Here is an 18,277-nt window from a genome sequence, read left to right on the forward strand (position 1 = left end):
TGATAAAAGTCTGAAATTTGTAAAAATTAATTAATCCAAATAAATTCTATAAAGTCTTTAACTCTGCCGTTAATCTATGAAACGCTTCCTTATCTTGCTTATCTAACGCTTCATCAATTTGTTTTAAAAGGCGTTCTCTCCTAAACGAAAATACACTTTCTTCCAAAAACCTTTCTGCAAGTAAACGATCTTTTTCATTTACTTCAATATGCTTTGGTAAATATGGGTTTTCTTCTAATACAGCTACATAATTCGCATTTTGAAACGATGATTTAAAGTTGAGTTGAATATAAATATCCTCATCTCGATTTAAACGAATATCATGAAACGATTTTTCAGCATCTGTTGTCATAACATTTTGTTTAAAAAAGTGAAACGGTGTGTCTTTCACACAATTCGCTGACATCACTAAGCCACGCGGACAATATTTTGCATGCTCTACGAAGTGGACTTTATGCATCAATTGGTCGTGACTCATTAAATAATTCAGAATCCATACACATTCACGCTGTTTCAGTTGGTAATTATTCAAAAACCATTTTACAAAATCCTTCTTCTCGTTTACAGAAACAGGGGTATTCATAGCAATTAAGTCCCTCCTCTGTCTTTCTCTTTTCTTTTTAGATTCAAGAAGCGGCATTCAGTTTCCTTCCAACTTATGAAAAATCCTCTAAATTATATAACAACTCTTCAATATGAATTTGTGTCGGGTCTAGTTGTAATAACTGAGTAAATACTTCTTTCGCCTCTTTTCGTTTTCCTTCTTCCAATAAGAAATAACCGTACTCTTCTAAGAAGTCTGGATGATTCTTAAAAGAAGTATATGCACTTTCATAGTGTTTTAATGCATCCGAATACATTTCTAATTGTTTTTTTGCATACGCAAGATCCCAGAGTAGTTGTGTATCTGGTTCTCCACTATCAATAGCACGCTCTACAATTGCAATTAACTCTTCGTACTTTTCTTGTTCTTTTAAGATATATGCATATTTTAATGTTGCACCTAAATGCCCAGGATCTAACTCAAGCGCTTTTTGAAGAACTTCCTCTGCTTCTACTATTTTTCCTAATTTCGCCGCAATGTTCGCTAACTCTACATAAAATGGAACTGAAAGCTCATCTACTTTAATTCCTTCATGAAGCGTTTCATAGCTTTCTTGAAGCATTCCTTCTTTTTCATAGCTTTTCGCTAAATACATGTACAGTGATGCGTACTCAGGGTCTAATTCTTTTAGTTCTTGCCAAGCACCAATTGCTCTCTGATATTCTTCACCTTGGTATAATGTAAAGGCATATCCAAATAATGAGTGAATATCTTTTTGTTCCTCTAGGCCTGCTTCATAATAAGAAATCGCTTCTTCCCAGTTTCCGATCGCGCTTAACGTTTCTGCGAGGCGAAGTGCGATCACAACACCACCCATTACTTTATGTTCCGCTAATAGCGATTCATAATAAGTAATTGCCTTTTGTTCTTCACCTTTACTACTATATAATTCTGCTAACCCAAACGTAATAACAGGTTCATCAGGCATCATTTCTTTCGCCTTTAATAGTTTTTGCTCTGCTACATCATCAAAACCTTGCATTTGGAATAAATCTGCAACAAGTAATAACGATTGAACATATAAATCGTCATTTTCTGGAATATCATGAAGCACTTCAATCGCTTCATCTTCTTTATCTAGATCAATATATAATTCTGCTAAAAATACAGTGAATTCACTTTCTTCTGGATACAGTAAACGTAAGTCTTCAGTAATTGCTAATGCCTCATCTGTAAATCCAAGCGTATGATAGTAACGAGCGATATCATACTTCTCTTCATCATTCGCAATTTTTAATTGTTCTTTTAATAATTGTAATCCTTTTTCCGCTTCACCATTTTCAATATATGAAACAGCTTGTTCAAACTTTTGCATAAACGTCTCCTTTAATTCTAAAAAATATTCTCTTCTGTTCATTTATCATAAGCAACTCACTGTTAGAACGCAACCTTTAGAATGAGCATGCTTCTTCTTATACTTCTTCTTACAGAGTAGTTAATTGTTCAAAAGGTTCGGATATGACACCGATACCTTATCATCATCTTCTATTGTACCGCTTTCTTTTATGACCGTGCAAATAACTTCTCTCACTAATTATCAAGCCATACAAACCGTGGTTTACAGAATAACTTAATTAGCAGTCTTCAACCTTTATTTTGAATGCGATAAAAAAGGCTCCTATACTAGGAGCCTTCACAATCTCTTAAGAATATGTTTCTTCTTTCTGTACTTGCTCATTTACAAGCTCTTTCAGCAACTCTATAATTTCATCATTTTCTTCCTTCAAACCGACAGTAATACGAATACCATCATCGATACCAAATGCAGCACCAGAACGAACGATATATCCTTTTTTCATTAATCGTTCGAAAGCTTCATTACCCGGTATACCAAGTTTTAAGAAAATGAAATTTGTTTGAGATGGATAATAGAATACGTTATATTCTTTACAAAATGCATAATACTGATTTAAACCTTCAGCATTCTTTTGCACACAATCTTGTAAAAAGGCTTGATCTTCTAATGCAGCGAGTGCTACAGATTGGGCTACAGTTGATGTATTGAATGGTAACCTAGCTACTTCTAGCTGTCCGATTAACTTCGCATCCCCAATCGCATATCCGATACGAAAAGCAGCTAAACCATATGCTTTTGAAAACGTGCGTAAAACCATAAGATTTTCATACTTTTCAAGAAGTGGTAATGTTTGCGGATAGTCTTCTGCTTCCGCGTATTCATAATATGCTTCGTCCATAATAACGAGAGCCGACTTAGGAACTGATTCTAAAAATGAAAGTAATTTTTGTTTCTCAACATATGTACCTGTTGGATTATTCGGATTACAAATCCATACAATTTTCGTTTTCTCATCTACTTGCTCTAGCATTGCATCTAAATCGTGAATACCATCTTTAAGTGATACTTCACGAACTTCTGCTCCTTCAATAACAGCATGGTGATGATATTGTGAAAACGTAGGATTCGCCATTACAACGTTTGTTCCTTCATGTAATAACGCTCGGCTAATCATTTGAATGACTTCATCTAATCCACTACCAAATAGTAGTTGTTCTGCTTTTACACCTAAATGTTTCGCTACTTTTGTCCGAAGTTCAAAGGCATATCCATCTGGATAAAGGGCATATTGGCTCGCTAAAGAAGTTAATGCTTCTGTCACACGTGCTGAACAACCGAATGGATTTTCGTTGGATGCTAATTTCACAATTTTTGATAAACCATATTCTCTTTTTACTTCTTCAATGTTTTTCCCAGGCACATACGCTCTCAAAGTTAACAATTGCTCTTTCACTCTCATTTTTCTTCCCCCAGTCATTTCATTCAATTTGATTACAATACGGTTATAGCCCCTTACTGTAATCTTTTGTCATAACCGTCACTATTACGAGAATACCTCTAAATGAGCACTTCACAGCACTTCGCTATCATTTTAAACCATATCTTTTTGAAATGCCTCTAACGCAATATGAACAGTCTCATCTGAAATAGATACGACATTCACTACCCCATATTCCTGCATAAGCACCATATGAATTGCTCCTGCATTTGCTTTCTTATCTTGTTTCATCAATTGAACGAGGCGCTCTACATTCAAATCTCTTGGCATTTTTGGATAGCCGTATTTCAAGAACCACTGCTTCATATCTTCATAAGCAAGATCAACCTTGTACACTTGCTCACTTAAAAATATGGCGAATAACATTCCAACCGCTACACCGTCACCGTGAGTAATATTTCCATACCCTAGCTCTTTTTCAAGAGCATGTCCTAACGTATGTCCAAAGTTCAAATGAGCACGTACACCCTTCTCTGTTTCATCTTGTGACACAACATTTGCCTTTACAGGAATCGCCTTCGTTAATATATGGATTAACTTCTCATCATGAAGATCCGCTAATGTTTGCACTTCTTCTTTTAACCAATGGTATAGCTCCACATCACCGATAAGAGCATGCTTTATCACCTCTGCATAACCTGAACGCCACTCTTTTTCAGGAAGAGACTGTAAAAACGGTGTATGATATACAACTGCTTCTGGCTGATGGAATGCACCAATCATATTTTTACCTAACGGATGGTTAATCGCTACTTTCCCACCCACTGCGCTATCGTGCGCTAATAAAGTTGTCGGAACCTGCACAAAGCGAATACCACGCATAAACGATGCAGCAACAAAACCAGCTAAATCTCCAATCATTCCGCCTCCAAGTGCAAGAATTAAAGAATTTCTATCTAATTTATTTTCAAGAGCCGACGTATGAGCCGCATAGAAATTTTCGAAAGACTTCTCTTTTTCGCCACTTGGTACAACAAACGAAAACACGTGCTGCTCTACTTGTAATGCATCGATAACTGTCTGTAAATGTAGTGATGCAACAGCTTCATCTGAAATGATCATTACGTTAGATACCGCTGGCTGCATATTTTGAACGATCGTTGTTAAGTTTGACAACGCTTCTTTACCAACATGTACATCATATTCTTTTGATTTCGTTTGAATATGTATGTTTCCCATTAAAATCCCCTCGCATATTCATTATGTTTCTCAATATTTTCACGAATTAGTTCCATACGATCTAATCCGAATTGTTCTATTAAAGCTGTCGCTAATTCCCAAGCCACAACCGCTTCTGCAACGACACTAGCTGCTGGCACTGCACAACTATCTGAACGTTCAATGCTCGCTGTAAAAGGCTCTTTCGTATCAATATCTACACTTTGAAGAGGTTTATAAAGTGTAGGTATCGGTTTCATCACACCGCGCACAACAATCGGCATTCCAGTCGTCATACCGCCTTCTAGTCCACCTGCATTATTTGTTCTTCGTGTATATCCATGCTCCTCATCCCACAGAATTTCATCATGAACTTCACTTCCTGGTCTATGCGCTGCTTCAAAACCAATTCCAATCTCGACACCTTTAAAAGCATTAATACTCATAATTGCAGCTGCTAATTTCGCATCCAGTTTTCGATCATAATGCACGTAGCTACCTACTCCAATTGGCATCCCTTCCACAATTACTTCAACGATTCCACCAATTGAATCACCATTTGCTTTCGCATCATCAATCGCTTTCATCATTTGGTTACCAGCTTCTTCATCTAAGCAACGTACAGGAGATGCTTCTGTAATACTCTTTAATTCTTCAATTGAACTATACGTAATCTCCTTAGCTTGTACACCGCCAATTTCAATTACATGGCCCGCCACTTTAATACCAAGTTCTGCTAACACCTTTTTAGCAACCGCACCAGCAGCAACACGCACCGTCGTTTCGCGCGCTGACGAACGTTCCAGTACATTCCTCATATCTCTATGACCATATTTAATCGCACCATTTAAATCAGCATGCCCAGGCCTTGGTTTTGTCACTTTCCTTTTCATCTCTTTTTCTTCTTGCTCAGTTAAAGGCTCCGCCCCCATAATTTTTGTCCAGTGTGCAAAATCACGATTTTCAACAACAAGTGCAATAGGGGAACCTAATGTTTCTCCATGTCTAACACCACTTAAAATTTGCACTTGATCCGTTTCAATTTGCATGCGTCTACCGCGCCCATATCCCTTTTGCCTTCTAGCTAACTCTTCGTTTATATCATCTGCTACTAAAGACAATCCTGCCGGAACACCTTCTATAATCGTTGTAAGTTGTGGACCATGAGATTCACCAGCTGTAATATATCGCATACGTTATTCCTCTTTTCGTATATGTATTTATCTCACTATATTAACTTTTATCATTCTAAAAATATTAAAGAAATTATATCATAAATCGACCATTTTCTTATTCTATATTTCCGATAGGCCTAATTTAAATATCAACATATCATAACAGCTCAAACTTCGTAACTAACTGAAAATAAAAAAAGTGCAAGAAGAATACCCCTATTCTCCTTGCACTTTTTACTATTATCACAGTGATTAAAGCGTTTACAAATTATTTCAAAATAATTAGTAAATCCATTCATTCATTAATTTTGAGTAGTCAACTAATTCTTCTTCTTTAAAGAAAATAGCAATCTCGCGCTCTGCGCTTTCTAAAGAATCAGAACCATGGATAATGTTTTTCGCAACAGTTACACCGAAATCTCCACGAATTGTTCCAGGAGCTGCTTCATGTGGTCTTGTTTTCCCCATCATGTTACGCGCTGTATCTACTACACCTTCACCTTGCCATACCATTGCGAACACAGGTCCAGATGTAATAAAGTCTACTAACTCACCAAAGAAAGGTTTTTCCTTATGCTCAGCGTAGTGTTGTCCAGCAATTTCCGGAGTGACTTGCATTAATTTTGCACCAACTAATTGAAAGCCTTTTTTCTCAAAACGAGCTACAATTTCCCCAATGAAGGCACGTTGTACACCGTCTGGTTTTACCATTAGAAATGTTTTTTCCATAAAAAATCTCTCCACTTCTGAATTATGTATGTAATTGTATATCCCCACACACATATTATCACCCTTATCACAATTGTGCAATAGTTTTGAAATAGAGAGATTATTTTATTTTTTAGAATAAACATTAAAATTTTCGTTTTCCAATATACTTTGCAACATTTTGTAATGCGTACTTTGCTTTTCCACGTGGAAGTGGTTTTATTATTTCTAAAGCTTTATGTAAATAACGTTCACTAAACGCAAATGCTTGATTAATTGCTGTACTATTTTTTACAGCATCAATAATTTCTTGCATTTCACTTGCTGTTGAATTTTCATGTACAGATGTGATTTTCTGACGAAGTACTGGATCTTCCATCGCATATAAAGCAGGAAGTGTAATATTCCCTTGTAGTAAATCTCCGCCAGCAGGTTTTCCAAGTTTCTCTTCTGTGGAAACGAAGTCTAAAATGTCATCAATAATTTGATAAGACATCCCTACAAAATACCCATACCAAAATAGACGATTTACCGTATCACGATTAGCACCAGCAGCAATCGCTCCCAATTGACAACTCGCGGCAATTAATAATGCTGTTTTTCGCTTTATTCTTCTTAAATACGTTCTTAAATTTTGGTCATAATTGTATTTATCTTTAATTTGTTCAATTTCACCTTTACAGACTTCTAAAATAGTATGTGATAACGCTTGATGCGCCTCTGGAATTTCGATATTTGTTATACATTCAAGAGACTTAGCGAACAGATAGTCCCCTGTATACATCGCAATACGATCTCCCCATTTCGCATTCACAGTCGCACTGCCGCGTCGTAAAAATGCAGCATCAATAACATCATCGTGAACAAGAGAAGCCATATGAATAAGTTCTAACGCAACAGCAACATGCTTAATCGCATCTAACTTATAATCTCCAAATTTCCCTGCAAGCAACACAAATACAGGACGAATTCGTTTCCCACCAGCTTCAATAAGCTGTAATGCTGCCTCTTCTACTAATGGCTGTTCAGAAGCGACTGTCTTTTTTAATTCTTTTTCTATCACATTAATATCCGATCGTAAAAAAGAGTACATAAGTTGTAACTTCATATTGTTCACCTTAACCTAAAACTTCTTTTTTCTATTTTGATTCTGGTTTAATACCTAAATGCATCGCTGCTACCCCGAAAGTAAATGGTTTCACTTGCACACGTTCAAGTCCAGCTTGCTCAAACATTTGAGCCAATTCTTTCATCCCTGGGAACGTACTAGCAGATTCTTGAAGCCATGAATATTCTTTATAACTTTTCGCAAACATCTTTCCAAATAACGGCATGATATATTTAAAGTATAAAATATACCCTTGTCGAAAACCAATCATTGTTGGTTGAGATGTTTCTAAACAGATTACTTTTCCACCTGGTTTTACTACACGTGTCATTTCTTTTAATACGTGCATATAATCCGGTACGTTACGTAAACCAAACCCAATCGTCACATAATCAAACGTATTATCTTCAAACGGAAGTTCCATTGCATTCCCATGTAGAAGTTCTACTTGTTTTAATTGTAACGCCTCTACCTTTTGCTTACCGACAGATAACATATTTTCACTGAAATCTAAGCCAACAACCTTTCCTTGTTCACCTACGGCTCCAGCTAGCGCAATTGTCCAATCTGCGGTTCCACAGCATACATCAAGCGCTTGACTACCTGGTTGTACATCCATAATTCGCATCGTTTCTTTACGCCACGCTTTATGTCTTTGAAAACTAATTACAGAATTCATCACATCGTATTTATCAGAAATCTTTTCAAATACGTCATGTACTCTTTCTTCTTTTGATTGTTGCATGCTCGTACCTTCTTCCAATGTAAAATTGCTTATGTCTTCTATTTATTCCTTAACACAGAATTTATTTCATTTATGTCTGTGTGATTTTCTAAAAATTGTTTTTCTTTCTTTCTCAATTCCTTCATCCAACCATTAATCACTACTTCTGCTTTATCCCCTAAAGCATCTTGCATAGCTTGAAAAACAGGTGAATGTTGCTTATCAGCATACAATTGAATTTCTTTTTGAAGGCGATTTCCACCTAATACGTATGTAATAAATGGCTTCCAATGTGATAAATGAAAATGATCACATGTTTTTTGAAGGAGCGCAGATTCAATCGCTACTACGCTTTTCATTATGTCATCCGTCGTTTCATGCGCTTTTTGGTATAACATAATTTTGTGTTCATTTATCTCTTTAATTCCTTCAGCAAGTGCACGAATTAAAACAATATCACGATTCATAGACAATAAATAATAATATAGTCCACTATAGTAATCGCCTGCAAGTACTGTTAATTGACGACATTTATGGAATTCAATCTCTTCCTCGCCTGCTTTATTTGATACCCTTTCATGCGTATCAAGCGCAATTTGTACAAGCATAATTGTTACTACGTAATGCTCAATTTGTTCTATATGTAAGTTTGCACTCTTTAAAGCACCATATAACAATGCTATCTTTTCTTCATCAATAAATGGTTCTTCAATATAGTTTATAAAGTAAGGATGGCGTAATTTCTCCATCAATTTTTCTTTTATACCCGCATACCCTCCGTAGATGTCACACACAAAAAATCACCCTTGTTTTCTAATTCATAAAACTTATTATAACACATACACTCTATTTTCTATAACCAAAACTTGGCTACACCTACCATTCATGTAAGCAATCTTTCTAATCTCACTCTGTCTAGTTAAAACTATATCATTTATTTACTAAAAAAAAAAAAGAAAAGCAGTTTCCCGCTTTTCTTTACTTCGTTTTAATAAACGATAAAATTTCACTGCGCGCTGCAGCATCATTTTCAAGCACACCACGCACTGCTGTCGTTACTGTTTTCGCACCTGGTTTTTTTACACCACGCATCGTCATACACATATGTTCTGCTTCTACTACTACCATTACACCATGAGGCTCTAGTACTTCCATAATAGAGTTCGCTACTGTTGATGTAATACGTTCTTGCAGTTGTGGGCGACGTGCAATTGTATCTACGGTACGAGCTAATTTACTTAACCCTGTCACCTTTCCACCTTGCGGAATATATGCAACGTGAGCAACTCCATAGAATGGAACTAAATGATGCTCACACATCGAATAAAATGGTATATCTTTTACTAGTACAAGCTCTTCGTGATCTTCTCCGAATACTTTATGCAAATGCTCTTTCGGATCTTCATGCATACCTGAGAACACTTCTGCGTACATTTTTGCAACACGCTTTGGTGTATCAAGTACTCCCTCACGATTTGGGTCATCCCCAATCGCCTCTAAAATAAGGCGTACTGCATGTTCAATTTGTTCTAAATTAACTTTTGCCATCCGCTAGCCCTCCCGAAAACCTAAAAGTGATACGAACACATTCTAGCATATTTATGTTTTTAAAAGCAAAAAGAAGAGTTCCCAAAAAGGAAACTCTTCTTCCCTGTTAATATGTAAGGATTATTTAACCGCATCTTTTAACGCTTTACCAGGTTTGAATGCAGGTACTTTACTTGCAGCGATTTCAATCTCCTCACCTGTTTGTGGGTTACGACCTTTACGAGCCGCACGCTCACGAACTTCGAAGTTACCGAATCCGATCAGTTGTACTTTATCACCTTGTTTTAAAGCTTCTAAGATAGAATCAAAAACAGCGTCTACTGCTTTTGTTGCGTCCTTTTTAGAAAGGGAACTTGCTTCTGCAACAGCATTGATTAAATCTGTCTTGTTCATGCCATTCACCTCCTCCCAAAGATAAGACTGTATAATGATCATAAAATGAGTCTTACTTTCATTTGTAGGCAATTTTTGCAAATTCTATACTACAAAGATGTAGATAAATCATTATCAACGCCTATATTATACGATTCTCCTTTATAATTCAATATTTTTAAGGAAATTGTTACTCTGAAAATGTGAAAATCTGATGAAACTTGACAATTTACAACAATGTATTAGATAATGACTGTTTATTTTTCTATTTTATAATCAAAAAAAACAAAAAATCCCTCTACAGTGAGAGGGATTTTTTCTTATAGTATAATCGCAATTAATCCGCCAGATCCTTCATTAATAATTCTTTCTAGCGTTTCTTTTAATTTATATCTAGCATTTTCTGGCATTAAAGATAATTTCGCTTGAATTCCTTCTCGAACAATCGAGCTAAGTGAACGTCCAAATATATCAGAATTCCAAATTGATAACGGGTCATCTTCAAAATCTTGCATTAAATAACGAACTAATTCTTCACTTTGCTTTTCAGTACCAATAATCGGCTCAAACGTTGACTCTACATCTACTTTAATCATATGAATAGATGGCGCTACCGCTTTTAACTTCACACCAAACCTTGAACCGTGACGAATAATTTCTGGCTCATCTAAGCTCATATCCGCTAATGCAGGCGCTGCTACACCATATCCTGTTTGCTTAACCATACGCAGTGCATCCGCCACTTGATCGTACTCTATTTTCGCATGAGATAAATCGAGCATAAGCTTTAATAAATGATCTTTCCCTCGAATTTCTACTCCTACTACTTCTTTTAAAATCTGATCATATAATTCATCTGGCGCATATAAATCAATCTCCGCCACACCTTGCCCCATATCAATGCCAGCTAGGCTCGCTCGATCAATAAATTCATATTGACTAAACTGCCAAACAACGCGATCCACATCACGAAGACGTTTTATATCCTTCACAGTTTCTTGAACTGCTTCTTGATAACTTTGACGCAACCAATGCCCTTCATTTAGCACCATTACCCAGCTCGGAAGGTTCACATTCACTTCTAATACAGGGAATTCAAATAGCGCTTCACGAAGTACATTATATACATCTGTTTCTCTTAAACTCTCCACACTCATTGCAATAACCGGGATATCATATTCTTCTGATAAACTTTGGCGTAATTGCTCTGTATCTGGATGATACGGCTGTACCGTATTAATTATCATAATGAAAGGTTTTCCTACTTCTTTCAACTCATTTACAACGCGTTCTTCTGCCTCTATATAATCTCTTCTTGGAATTTCACCAATTGTTCCATCTGTTGTAATTACAACACCAATTGTTGAATGTTCTTGAATTACTTTACGCGTGCCGATTTCTGCAGCTTCATGGAATGGAATAGGTTCTTCATACCAAGGGGTATTAATCATGCGCGGGCCATTCTCATCTTCATAGCCCTTCGCTCCAGGAACCGTATATCCAACACAATCTACTAATCGAATATTCACTTCAAGTCCTTCATCTACTTCGATAGAAACCGCTTGGTTTGGAACAAACTTCGGTTCCGTCGTCATAATTGTACGACCAGCAGCACTTTGAGGCAATTCATCCTGCGCTCTTTGACGGTCAGACTCATTCTCAATATTTGGAATAACTACAAGTTCCATAAATTTTTTAATGAATGTTGATTTCCCTGTTCGAACAGCTCCTACAACTCCAAAATAAATATCACCGCCTGTTCGTTCTGCAATATCTTTAAAAATATCTACCTTTTCCAAGTGATTCCCTCCCTCAAAATTTTTGGGAATAATTCCGCGTTTATAGTCAACTAATACCTTCTCTAACGTTGCCTATAATATCTGATATAATATAATGGTATTCTAGAAGTTCGGACAATATATCATATAATTTTGTCCAATTTCATATGACTATTAAAAAATATCTTTTGTTTGCATCGTAAGTTGTATAACATAAAAAACCTTTCTTCTAGAACTTATTCACTAAAAGAAAGGTTCATGACTTATCATTTTAAAAAAATTGGTTCTCCATCCTTTACTGTGTACGGTAAAGAATAAGCTGGTACAAACGGGGAACCTTTCGAAAGTATATTTCGAATATCTTCTCCCTCCGTAAACTGCCCTTCATTTTTTTTCAAAGCGTCATATAAGTCGATTCTATAATCAACAAAAACTTCTCCTTTTTCATTAATTACAAAAGGAAGTCCTTTACCAGAATATGGGCTTGTCACTTGTGGCACATCTTTATATCCTAGTTTTTTGAAATCCAATTCATATACACCATCTGAAATTACTTTTTTAAAAGGTGGATATTGATGTTCATCACGGTATATCCTAAGCTTTAAAGATAGTTCCTGAATTTGTTCAGCCATCCTAACATCAATTAACTTTACTGTTGGATTTGTTTCAACGTCTATTAATACGTATTGATATACTCCTCCACTTTCATACGCATTCCCTGGCGCTTCTTGTATGTAACGCGGGGCAATCTGTTGAAAATCGATCGGATACTTTTGATAAATAGGTGTACTCATATCCCTCGTCTTAATTGGCAATATCCCATCATTTTGCTCCTTAAATGTCACAACAGCTTTTTGAACAACCTGTAGCTGATCTTCATAAGGAACCGCATTTTGCTTCATATTTTCTTTCGGATACAGACACCCCGTTAAAAGGCTCATACAACAAAATATTAAAATAATATGTAATTTTTTCACTAGCATCACCTTTTCATACTAATCTAATTTGCTCTGTATGTAGTATTTTCGAGACCATTCCATTTACTGCTGTACAGGTCCACTAAATACAACAAGAAAAATAACAATTCCTGACACAATCATAAGGGTGTACGCTACTAACGCTGTAATCCCTTTCAAAAATTTATTCTTTATTTTATGTCTACTTAATAAAATAAAACTTACTGCAAAAAACATAAATCCAATTGCCCCTAAAGCTAACCACATTTTCATAAGCCCTTCTGACATATACACACCCCTTTTTATTAATCTATTTTTATACTATTTTAACAAATTAAAATCTTTAAACAAATACAAAAAGAACATTTTACTACAAATTGCGAATATATAACTTTAATCAATAGGTTTTCCAGCATTTCTCACCAATCTAAGCAAAAATAAAACCGAAGCGATTGTATCTCTCGCTTCGGTTGACCAAATATGCCCAAAAACAGCTCTATTCCCATTCTTTCATGGCTATCATATGCAATCTACAAACTCTTTGTTTCTCATAATTTATTTTTTAAACATTTTGCTTAACGAGCCAAAATCTGTTGGCATATTATTATTAATAATCGCTTTTACAATTTGATCCTCTTGCTCTTTCGGCACTTCACGTCCCGCCATAAGAGCCACTTGATGAATTAATTGACGAAGTACAGTTTCATCACGTAAATTCGCATTTTGCACAGATGATGCTAATTTAAAAATATCCTCTTTATTTACTTTCGCTTCCTTCTCAATATTATTAAAAATGTTATTATCCATTCTTTTCACCCTCTCCTCAAGTTACTCTTCATCCTATGCAAAAATGAAAAAATGGTGAAAAGACCCAAAAAATAAAAAAAGCGACAGAAGTACAAATGTACTTCTGTCGCTTTTCTTTACAGTAAATCAGGTATAGCTTCCACTTCATGTTTTCGAACACGTCCCATCAATGAGCCTACCGCATCTTTTACGTTATTCCCATTGAACAGCACGTCATATAAAGCAGCTGTAATCGGCATTTCAACTTCCATTTTCTCTGCCAATTCATGAGCAGCTTTCGTTGTTCTTACACCTTCCACCACCATACCCATGCTTTCTAACACTTCTTCTAAAGAGTGTCCTTTTCCAAGCATATTTCCAGCACGCCAATTTCGGCTATGAACACTTGTACAAGTTACAATTAAGTCTCCCATACCAGTTAGACCAGCAAACGTTAACGGATTCCCGCCCATTTTTCTTCCTAAACGAGCAATCTCTGTTAAACCACGTGTCATCAATGCCGCCTTTGCATTATCACCTAATCCAAGACCATCAGTTATACCAGCAGCTAATGCGATAATATTTTTTAACGCACCACCAAGTTCAACTCCAACGATATCTGGATTTGTGTATACACGGAAATAACTATTCATAAATAAATCTTGTACTTCCTCAGCCGCTTCCATACGCTTTGCTGCAGACGTAACTGTTGTCGCTTGTCGTAAACCGACTTCTTCAGCATGACTCGGTCCAGACAGTACAACAACATCTTTAATTAAGTGCTCTGGAATTTCTTCCTCAATCACTTCCGAAATACGTTTTGACGTACCAGGTTCAATTCCTTTGCTCGCATGAATCCAAGTAATTGGTTCAGTAACAATTTCTTTCATCTCTTGTAATACATCTCTGTACGCTTTCGTTGGTACTACTAACAGTACTGTATTTACATCTACTAATGCTTCTTCTAAAGAAGAGTAGGCTACGATCGTGCTTGGCAATGTAATGCCTGGGAGATATCGACTATTCTCATGTTTCGTATTAATTTCATCCATAAGTTCTGGGCGATTTCCCCAAATACGTACATCATGTCCATTGTCAGCTAATACCATCGCTAACGCTGTTCCCCAGCTACCTGCTCCTACTACTGTGATTTTTGTCATAAAATCACATCCTCTCCATTAGTCTCTTGCTCTAGCGATAATGTGAATCGGCGTTCCTACGAAGCCAAATGATTCACGTAAGCGATTCTTTAAGAAACGCTCATATGAGAAGTGCAATAATTCTGGATCGTTTACAAACACAACAAATGTCGGTGGTTTTACCGCAACTTGTGTTGCATAGAAAATTTTCAGACGGCTACCATTATGAGTTGGCGTCGGATTCATCGCTACCGCATCCATAATTACATCGTTTAATACGTTCGTTTGAATACGGATACTATGACTTTCATTTACCTCATCGATAACCGGTATTAATGTTTGTGTACGTTTTCTTGTTTTTGCAGATAAGAAAACAATTGGTGCGTATTCTAAGAATTGGAAATGAGCACGGATATTTTCTTCAAATGCTTTCATTGTTTTTTCGTCTTTTTTCACTGCATCCCATTTATTTACAACGATAACAACAGCTCGCCCTGAATCATGAGCATATCCAGCGATTTTTTTATCTTGCTCAATAATTCCTTCTTCACCATCTAAAACGACTAAAACAACGTCAGAACGTTCAATCGCTCTTAGCGCACGAAGTACACTATATTTTTCTGTACTTTCATACACTTTTCCTTTTTTACGCATACCAGCTGTATCAATAATTACATAATCTTTTCCATCTTTACTATATGGTGTATCGACAGCATCACGAGTTGTTCCTGCTACATTACTAACAATTACACGCTCTTGACCAAGAAGAGCATTTACAAGTGATGATTTTCCTACGTTTGGACGTCCAATTAAAGAGAAACGAATTGTGTCTTCATCATATCCATCTTCTTCAATCTTTGGAAAATGTTGTGCAGCTTCGTCTAGTAAGTCACCTAACCCTAATCCGTGTGTACCTGAAATTGGGAATGGTTCGCCAAATCCTAATGCATAAAAGTCATAAATGTCACTGCGCATTTCCGGATTGTCCACTTTATTTACTGCAAGTACAACCGGTTTATTTGAACGATATAAAATTTTTGCAACTTCTTCATCAGCTGCTGTTACACCGTCACGACCGTTTGTCATAAAAATGATAACATCCGCTTCATCAATTGCTACTTCAGCTTGTTGACGAATTTGTGTCAAAAACGGCTCGTCTCCAATATCAATTCCGCCCGTATCAATAATGTTAAATTCATGATTTAACCATTCTCCAGCGCTATAAATACGATCGCGCGTTACACCTGGAATATCTTCTACGATTGAAACTCTTTCTCCAACAATTCTATTGAAAATAGTAGATTTCCCTACGTTCGGGCGACCTACTATCGCTATTACTGGTTTCGGCATATACTTTCATCCTTTCAACTTGCTTCTGTTTATTATGTAAAAAACCCTTCTTTGTGCAAGAAGGGATTTGCATTCCAGAATATTTCTCAACGTATCAAAACACCTCACATTATAACACACGTTGCTAATGTTTCACAATAATATATACATTCTCTTGTAAGCGATGTGCAATACCATCTAAAATTGCCTCTAAATTATTTGCAACAAATTCTAGTTCCTCTGTCGATTCGCAAACGAATAAAGGAGCACCACCTGCAAATTTTTCTGGAGTCGTTGTTATAACTGCCAGAATAACACTTTCTAACATCATCTCTTATCTCCCCTTCCTTTCGGGGCTTCCGATGACATATGGACAGCACTTTCTAACGTTGGTACATTTCCTATGACACCTATCGCTTTCTCTGCATCTTGATCTTGCGGCAGGACAAAAATCCCAACCCTGCCATCCTCTAAATCACGCTTTGCTAACGGTACAAGCGCTGGTGTACCAGAATCTCTATAAATCCCTAACGCTACTGAAACATCGTGTAAAATAGCTTGTCGTTGCCCTAAATTTGAGATTGTAACCATCGCATCAATTGATTTCGGCTTTAAAATAAAACCCATACCATATTTCATAATTTCTTCTTGTCTTGCTGGCAATCCAATATTCATAATGTAAATATTATCAATATATAGCCCCGCTCCTTCAAACCGAAGCGGAACATGCTCGATATCAACAAGATCATGTAACCTTCTGCCAGACATTAATTTTTTCGCAATAAAAAATGCGATGATCGCCATAATTACTCCAGCAATCCACGAACGAAACCCTATATATGCAAACGTCGTCACAAACGACGTTAACATTGCCAAATAGTTGCGACTTTCAAAAACCAATGCAATTCCTTCAATGTATGTATTTCCACGCGGTACGAGCTCATACCCATCTAATTGTTGAAGCGTATTTCTTTCCATATTACGTACATCACGAAATTGTGTCGCTGCTAATGTAAGAAATGTAATGGCAGAAAAATCTTTTTTCAAAATAGACGGGATTGCAATCGCTCCTAAAGCAGCTGCAATTAACCCCATTGCAATATGAATAATTTTCCCATGTAGCCTCGTCGGATATTGCCGCGTATCTGTCCGAAGCATTAGCACCCTTGTAACTGTCCCCGCTATTACGCCGCATAAAATGGCTGGTGTATATTCAGTCATGTATTACCCTCGCCTTTCTTTTACGTGTTTTTCTCTTAAACCGTTCCATGTATACTGATGCTTTTGCAATCCAAAACAATATTGCCATGAATAATGTAGAAATGGCGACGATATCAAAAAATGCTAAACTACCGTAATCATATGGAAAATTCAATTTCCTAAAAATAAATGTCACTAGCAGCTCTCCTTGTAACATCCCTACATATAGAGAACATAATCGTAATATGCGATCTCCATGCAATAACACCGATGCATACACAAGAGCACTACTTAGCAGAAACACTCTATCCACCACAATCCAAATCGGATCATATATTTCTAACAGATGAAAACTTGTATATAACATTGCAATAATAAGCGCCGAAAGTAAGCTATATAATTTTTTCCAGACAGAATATAGCGTGATCCCTATAAAAGAAATAATACAAAGTAAAAGAGCATTTACTGATACCACGAATGAGGCGATCGTTACATGTAACGGAGAGCAAATTATAAAAATCAGTATACAAGCGCCTAACTTCCACCGAATAAGGTCCTTTTTCATAAAAAAGGTTACAATGATCCACCCTATCCAAGCTACAAAATAAAAAGTACTTCCATCCATCAACTTCACCTCCTATGTTTTCCATTATGGGAACTTTTTATGAAAGTTAATCCACTTTATTTACGCATAGTTTTTTCTTATAACAGCAACACTTTTAACAAGGAGGTGTTATTCATTATGGGTAAAGATCGCCAAGAACGAAAACTACGAGAATCACGCCGCGTTGAATCCGATCGTGATCAATCACTACAATATCCAGGTGCAACTGGACTTGATACACCAGAACAGGCTCGAAAACAAAACCAGCACTAATTAATACAAAAAGACGGTTT

21 protein-coding genes are annotated in these 18,277 nt (G+C 36.4%); 1 reads left to right on the plus strand and 20 read right to left on the minus strand.

The features are described from left to right. Positions 1-46: 46 nt before the first annotated feature. The 20 genes from ACTFR8_RS06575 to ACTFR8_RS06670 all read right to left on the minus strand — a co-directional run bounded on the left by ACTFR8_RS06575 (position 47) and on the right by ACTFR8_RS06670 (position 18,005). Positions 47-583 (minus strand): ReoY family proteolytic degradation factor, encoded by a 537-nt coding sequence (locus ACTFR8_RS06575; RefSeq protein WP_001095925.1) that lies wholly within the window; start codon positions 581-583, stop codon positions 47-49. Between the two features lie 73 nt (positions 584-656). Continuing rightward, positions 657-1,919 carry a tetratricopeptide repeat protein gene (locus ACTFR8_RS06580; RefSeq protein WP_001168671.1) on the minus strand — a complete coding sequence of 421 codons (1,263 nt, stop codon included), beginning with the start codon at positions 1,917-1,919 and terminating at the stop codon, positions 657-659. A gap of 328 nt (positions 1,920-2,247) precedes the next feature. Continuing rightward, the gene (gene hisC, locus ACTFR8_RS06585; protein ID WP_025967073.1) at positions 2,248-3,360 is read right to left on the minus strand and encodes a histidinol-phosphate transaminase; all 1,113 of its coding nucleotides are present in this window, start codon (positions 3,358-3,360) and stop codon (positions 2,248-2,250) included. A 132-nt stretch (positions 3,361-3,492) separates the two neighbouring features. Then, positions 3,493-4,578: a 3-dehydroquinate synthase gene (aroB, locus tag ACTFR8_RS06590; protein ID WP_000526812.1), complete on the minus strand. Its 1,086-nt coding sequence runs from the start codon at positions 4,576-4,578 to the stop codon at positions 3,493-3,495. After that, entirely contained in the window at positions 4,578-5,750 is a 1,173-nt protein-coding gene (aroC, locus tag ACTFR8_RS06595; protein WP_001269386.1) for a chorismate synthase, read from the minus strand. The genes aroB and aroC overlap by 1 nt, the downstream gene beginning before the upstream one ends. Positions 5,751-6,014: 264 nt before the next feature. Further along, positions 6,015-6,461, minus strand: coding sequence for a nucleoside-diphosphate kinase (gene ndk / locus ACTFR8_RS06600; protein ID WP_000415883.1), 447 nt, complete (start codon positions 6,459-6,461; stop codon positions 6,015-6,017). A 124-nt stretch (positions 6,462-6,585) separates the two neighbouring features. Beyond that, positions 6,586-7,548, minus strand: coding sequence for a heptaprenyl diphosphate synthase component II (hepT, locus tag ACTFR8_RS06605; RefSeq protein ID WP_050821741.1), 963 nt, complete (start codon positions 7,546-7,548; stop codon positions 6,586-6,588). Positions 7,549-7,579: 31 nt separating this feature from the next. Further along, complete coding sequence (menG, locus tag ACTFR8_RS06610; RefSeq protein WP_001187674.1) at positions 7,580-8,293, minus strand: 2-heptaprenyl-1,4-naphthoquinone methyltransferase; 714 nt, start codon at positions 8,291-8,293, stop codon at positions 7,580-7,582. A 38-nt stretch (positions 8,294-8,331) separates the two neighbouring features. After that, positions 8,332-9,066 (minus strand): heptaprenyl diphosphate synthase component 1, encoded by a 735-nt coding sequence (locus tag ACTFR8_RS06615; protein ID WP_000332850.1) that lies wholly within the window; start codon positions 9,064-9,066, stop codon positions 8,332-8,334. A 184-nt stretch (positions 9,067-9,250) separates the two neighbouring features. Next, positions 9,251-9,820: a GTP cyclohydrolase I FolE gene (folE, locus tag ACTFR8_RS06620; protein WP_001151482.1), complete on the minus strand. Its 570-nt coding sequence runs from the start codon at positions 9,818-9,820 to the stop codon at positions 9,251-9,253. Positions 9,821-9,940: 120 nt separating this feature from the next. Then, entirely contained in the window at positions 9,941-10,213 is a 273-nt protein-coding gene (locus ACTFR8_RS06625; RefSeq protein WP_001043860.1) for an HU family DNA-binding protein, read from the minus strand. A 299-nt stretch (positions 10,214-10,512) separates the two neighbouring features. After that, on the minus strand, positions 10,513-11,991 hold the full coding sequence (gene spoIVA / locus ACTFR8_RS06630) for a stage IV sporulation protein A (RefSeq protein WP_000416519.1): 1,479 nt from the start codon (positions 11,989-11,991) through the stop codon (positions 10,513-10,515). A 245-nt stretch (positions 11,992-12,236) separates the two neighbouring features. Beyond that, entirely contained in the window at positions 12,237-12,947 is a 711-nt protein-coding gene (locus ACTFR8_RS06635; RefSeq protein ID WP_000733111.1) for a hypothetical protein, read from the minus strand. A 63-nt stretch (positions 12,948-13,010) separates the two neighbouring features. After that, complete coding sequence (locus ACTFR8_RS06640) at positions 13,011-13,214, minus strand: DUF2768 domain-containing protein (protein ID WP_001289004.1); 204 nt, start codon at positions 13,212-13,214, stop codon at positions 13,011-13,013. Positions 13,215-13,481: 267 nt separating this feature from the next. Continuing rightward, positions 13,482-13,733 carry a stage VI sporulation protein F gene (locus tag ACTFR8_RS06645; RefSeq protein WP_000369754.1) on the minus strand — a complete coding sequence of 84 codons (252 nt, stop codon included), beginning with the start codon at positions 13,731-13,733 and terminating at the stop codon, positions 13,482-13,484. A 116-nt stretch (positions 13,734-13,849) separates the two neighbouring features. Then, a complete protein-coding gene (locus ACTFR8_RS06650; RefSeq protein WP_000161763.1) occupies positions 13,850-14,872 on the minus strand; it encodes an NAD(P)H-dependent glycerol-3-phosphate dehydrogenase in 1,023 nt (340 codons plus the stop codon). 18 nt (positions 14,873-14,890) lie between these two features. Continuing rightward, a complete protein-coding gene (gene der, locus ACTFR8_RS06655; RefSeq protein ID WP_001125893.1) occupies positions 14,891-16,201 on the minus strand; it encodes a ribosome biogenesis GTPase Der in 1,311 nt (436 codons plus the stop codon). Between the two features lie 124 nt (positions 16,202-16,325). Continuing rightward, complete coding sequence (locus tag ACTFR8_RS06660; protein ID WP_000979059.1) at positions 16,326-16,511, minus strand: capping complex subunit for YIEGIA; 186 nt, start codon at positions 16,509-16,511, stop codon at positions 16,326-16,328. After that, entirely contained in the window at positions 16,508-17,401 is an 894-nt protein-coding gene (locus ACTFR8_RS06665; protein WP_000141601.1) for a YIEGIA family protein, read from the minus strand. The genes ACTFR8_RS06660 and ACTFR8_RS06665 overlap by 4 nt, the downstream gene beginning before the upstream one ends. After that, positions 17,394-18,005, minus strand: a complete 612-nt coding sequence (locus ACTFR8_RS06670) for a YphA family membrane protein (protein WP_000349095.1) — start codon at positions 18,003-18,005, stop codon at positions 17,394-17,396. Before ACTFR8_RS06670 ends, ACTFR8_RS06665 begins: the two co-directional genes overlap by 8 nt. Before the next feature lie 117 nt (positions 18,006-18,122). On the opposite strand from ACTFR8_RS06670, the gene ACTFR8_RS06675 reads away from it, so the two are divergent. Continuing rightward, positions 18,123-18,257, plus strand: coding sequence for a YpzI family protein (locus ACTFR8_RS06675; RefSeq protein WP_000513900.1), 135 nt, complete (start codon positions 18,123-18,125; stop codon positions 18,255-18,257). Positions 18,258-18,277: the final 20 nt, after the last annotated feature.

It is taken from the genome of Bacillus cereus group sp. MYBK15-3 (assembly GCF_051916765.1).
In the GTDB taxonomy this organism is placed as follows: Bacteria; Bacillota; Bacilli; order Bacillales; family Bacillaceae_G; genus Bacillus_A; species Bacillus_A cereus.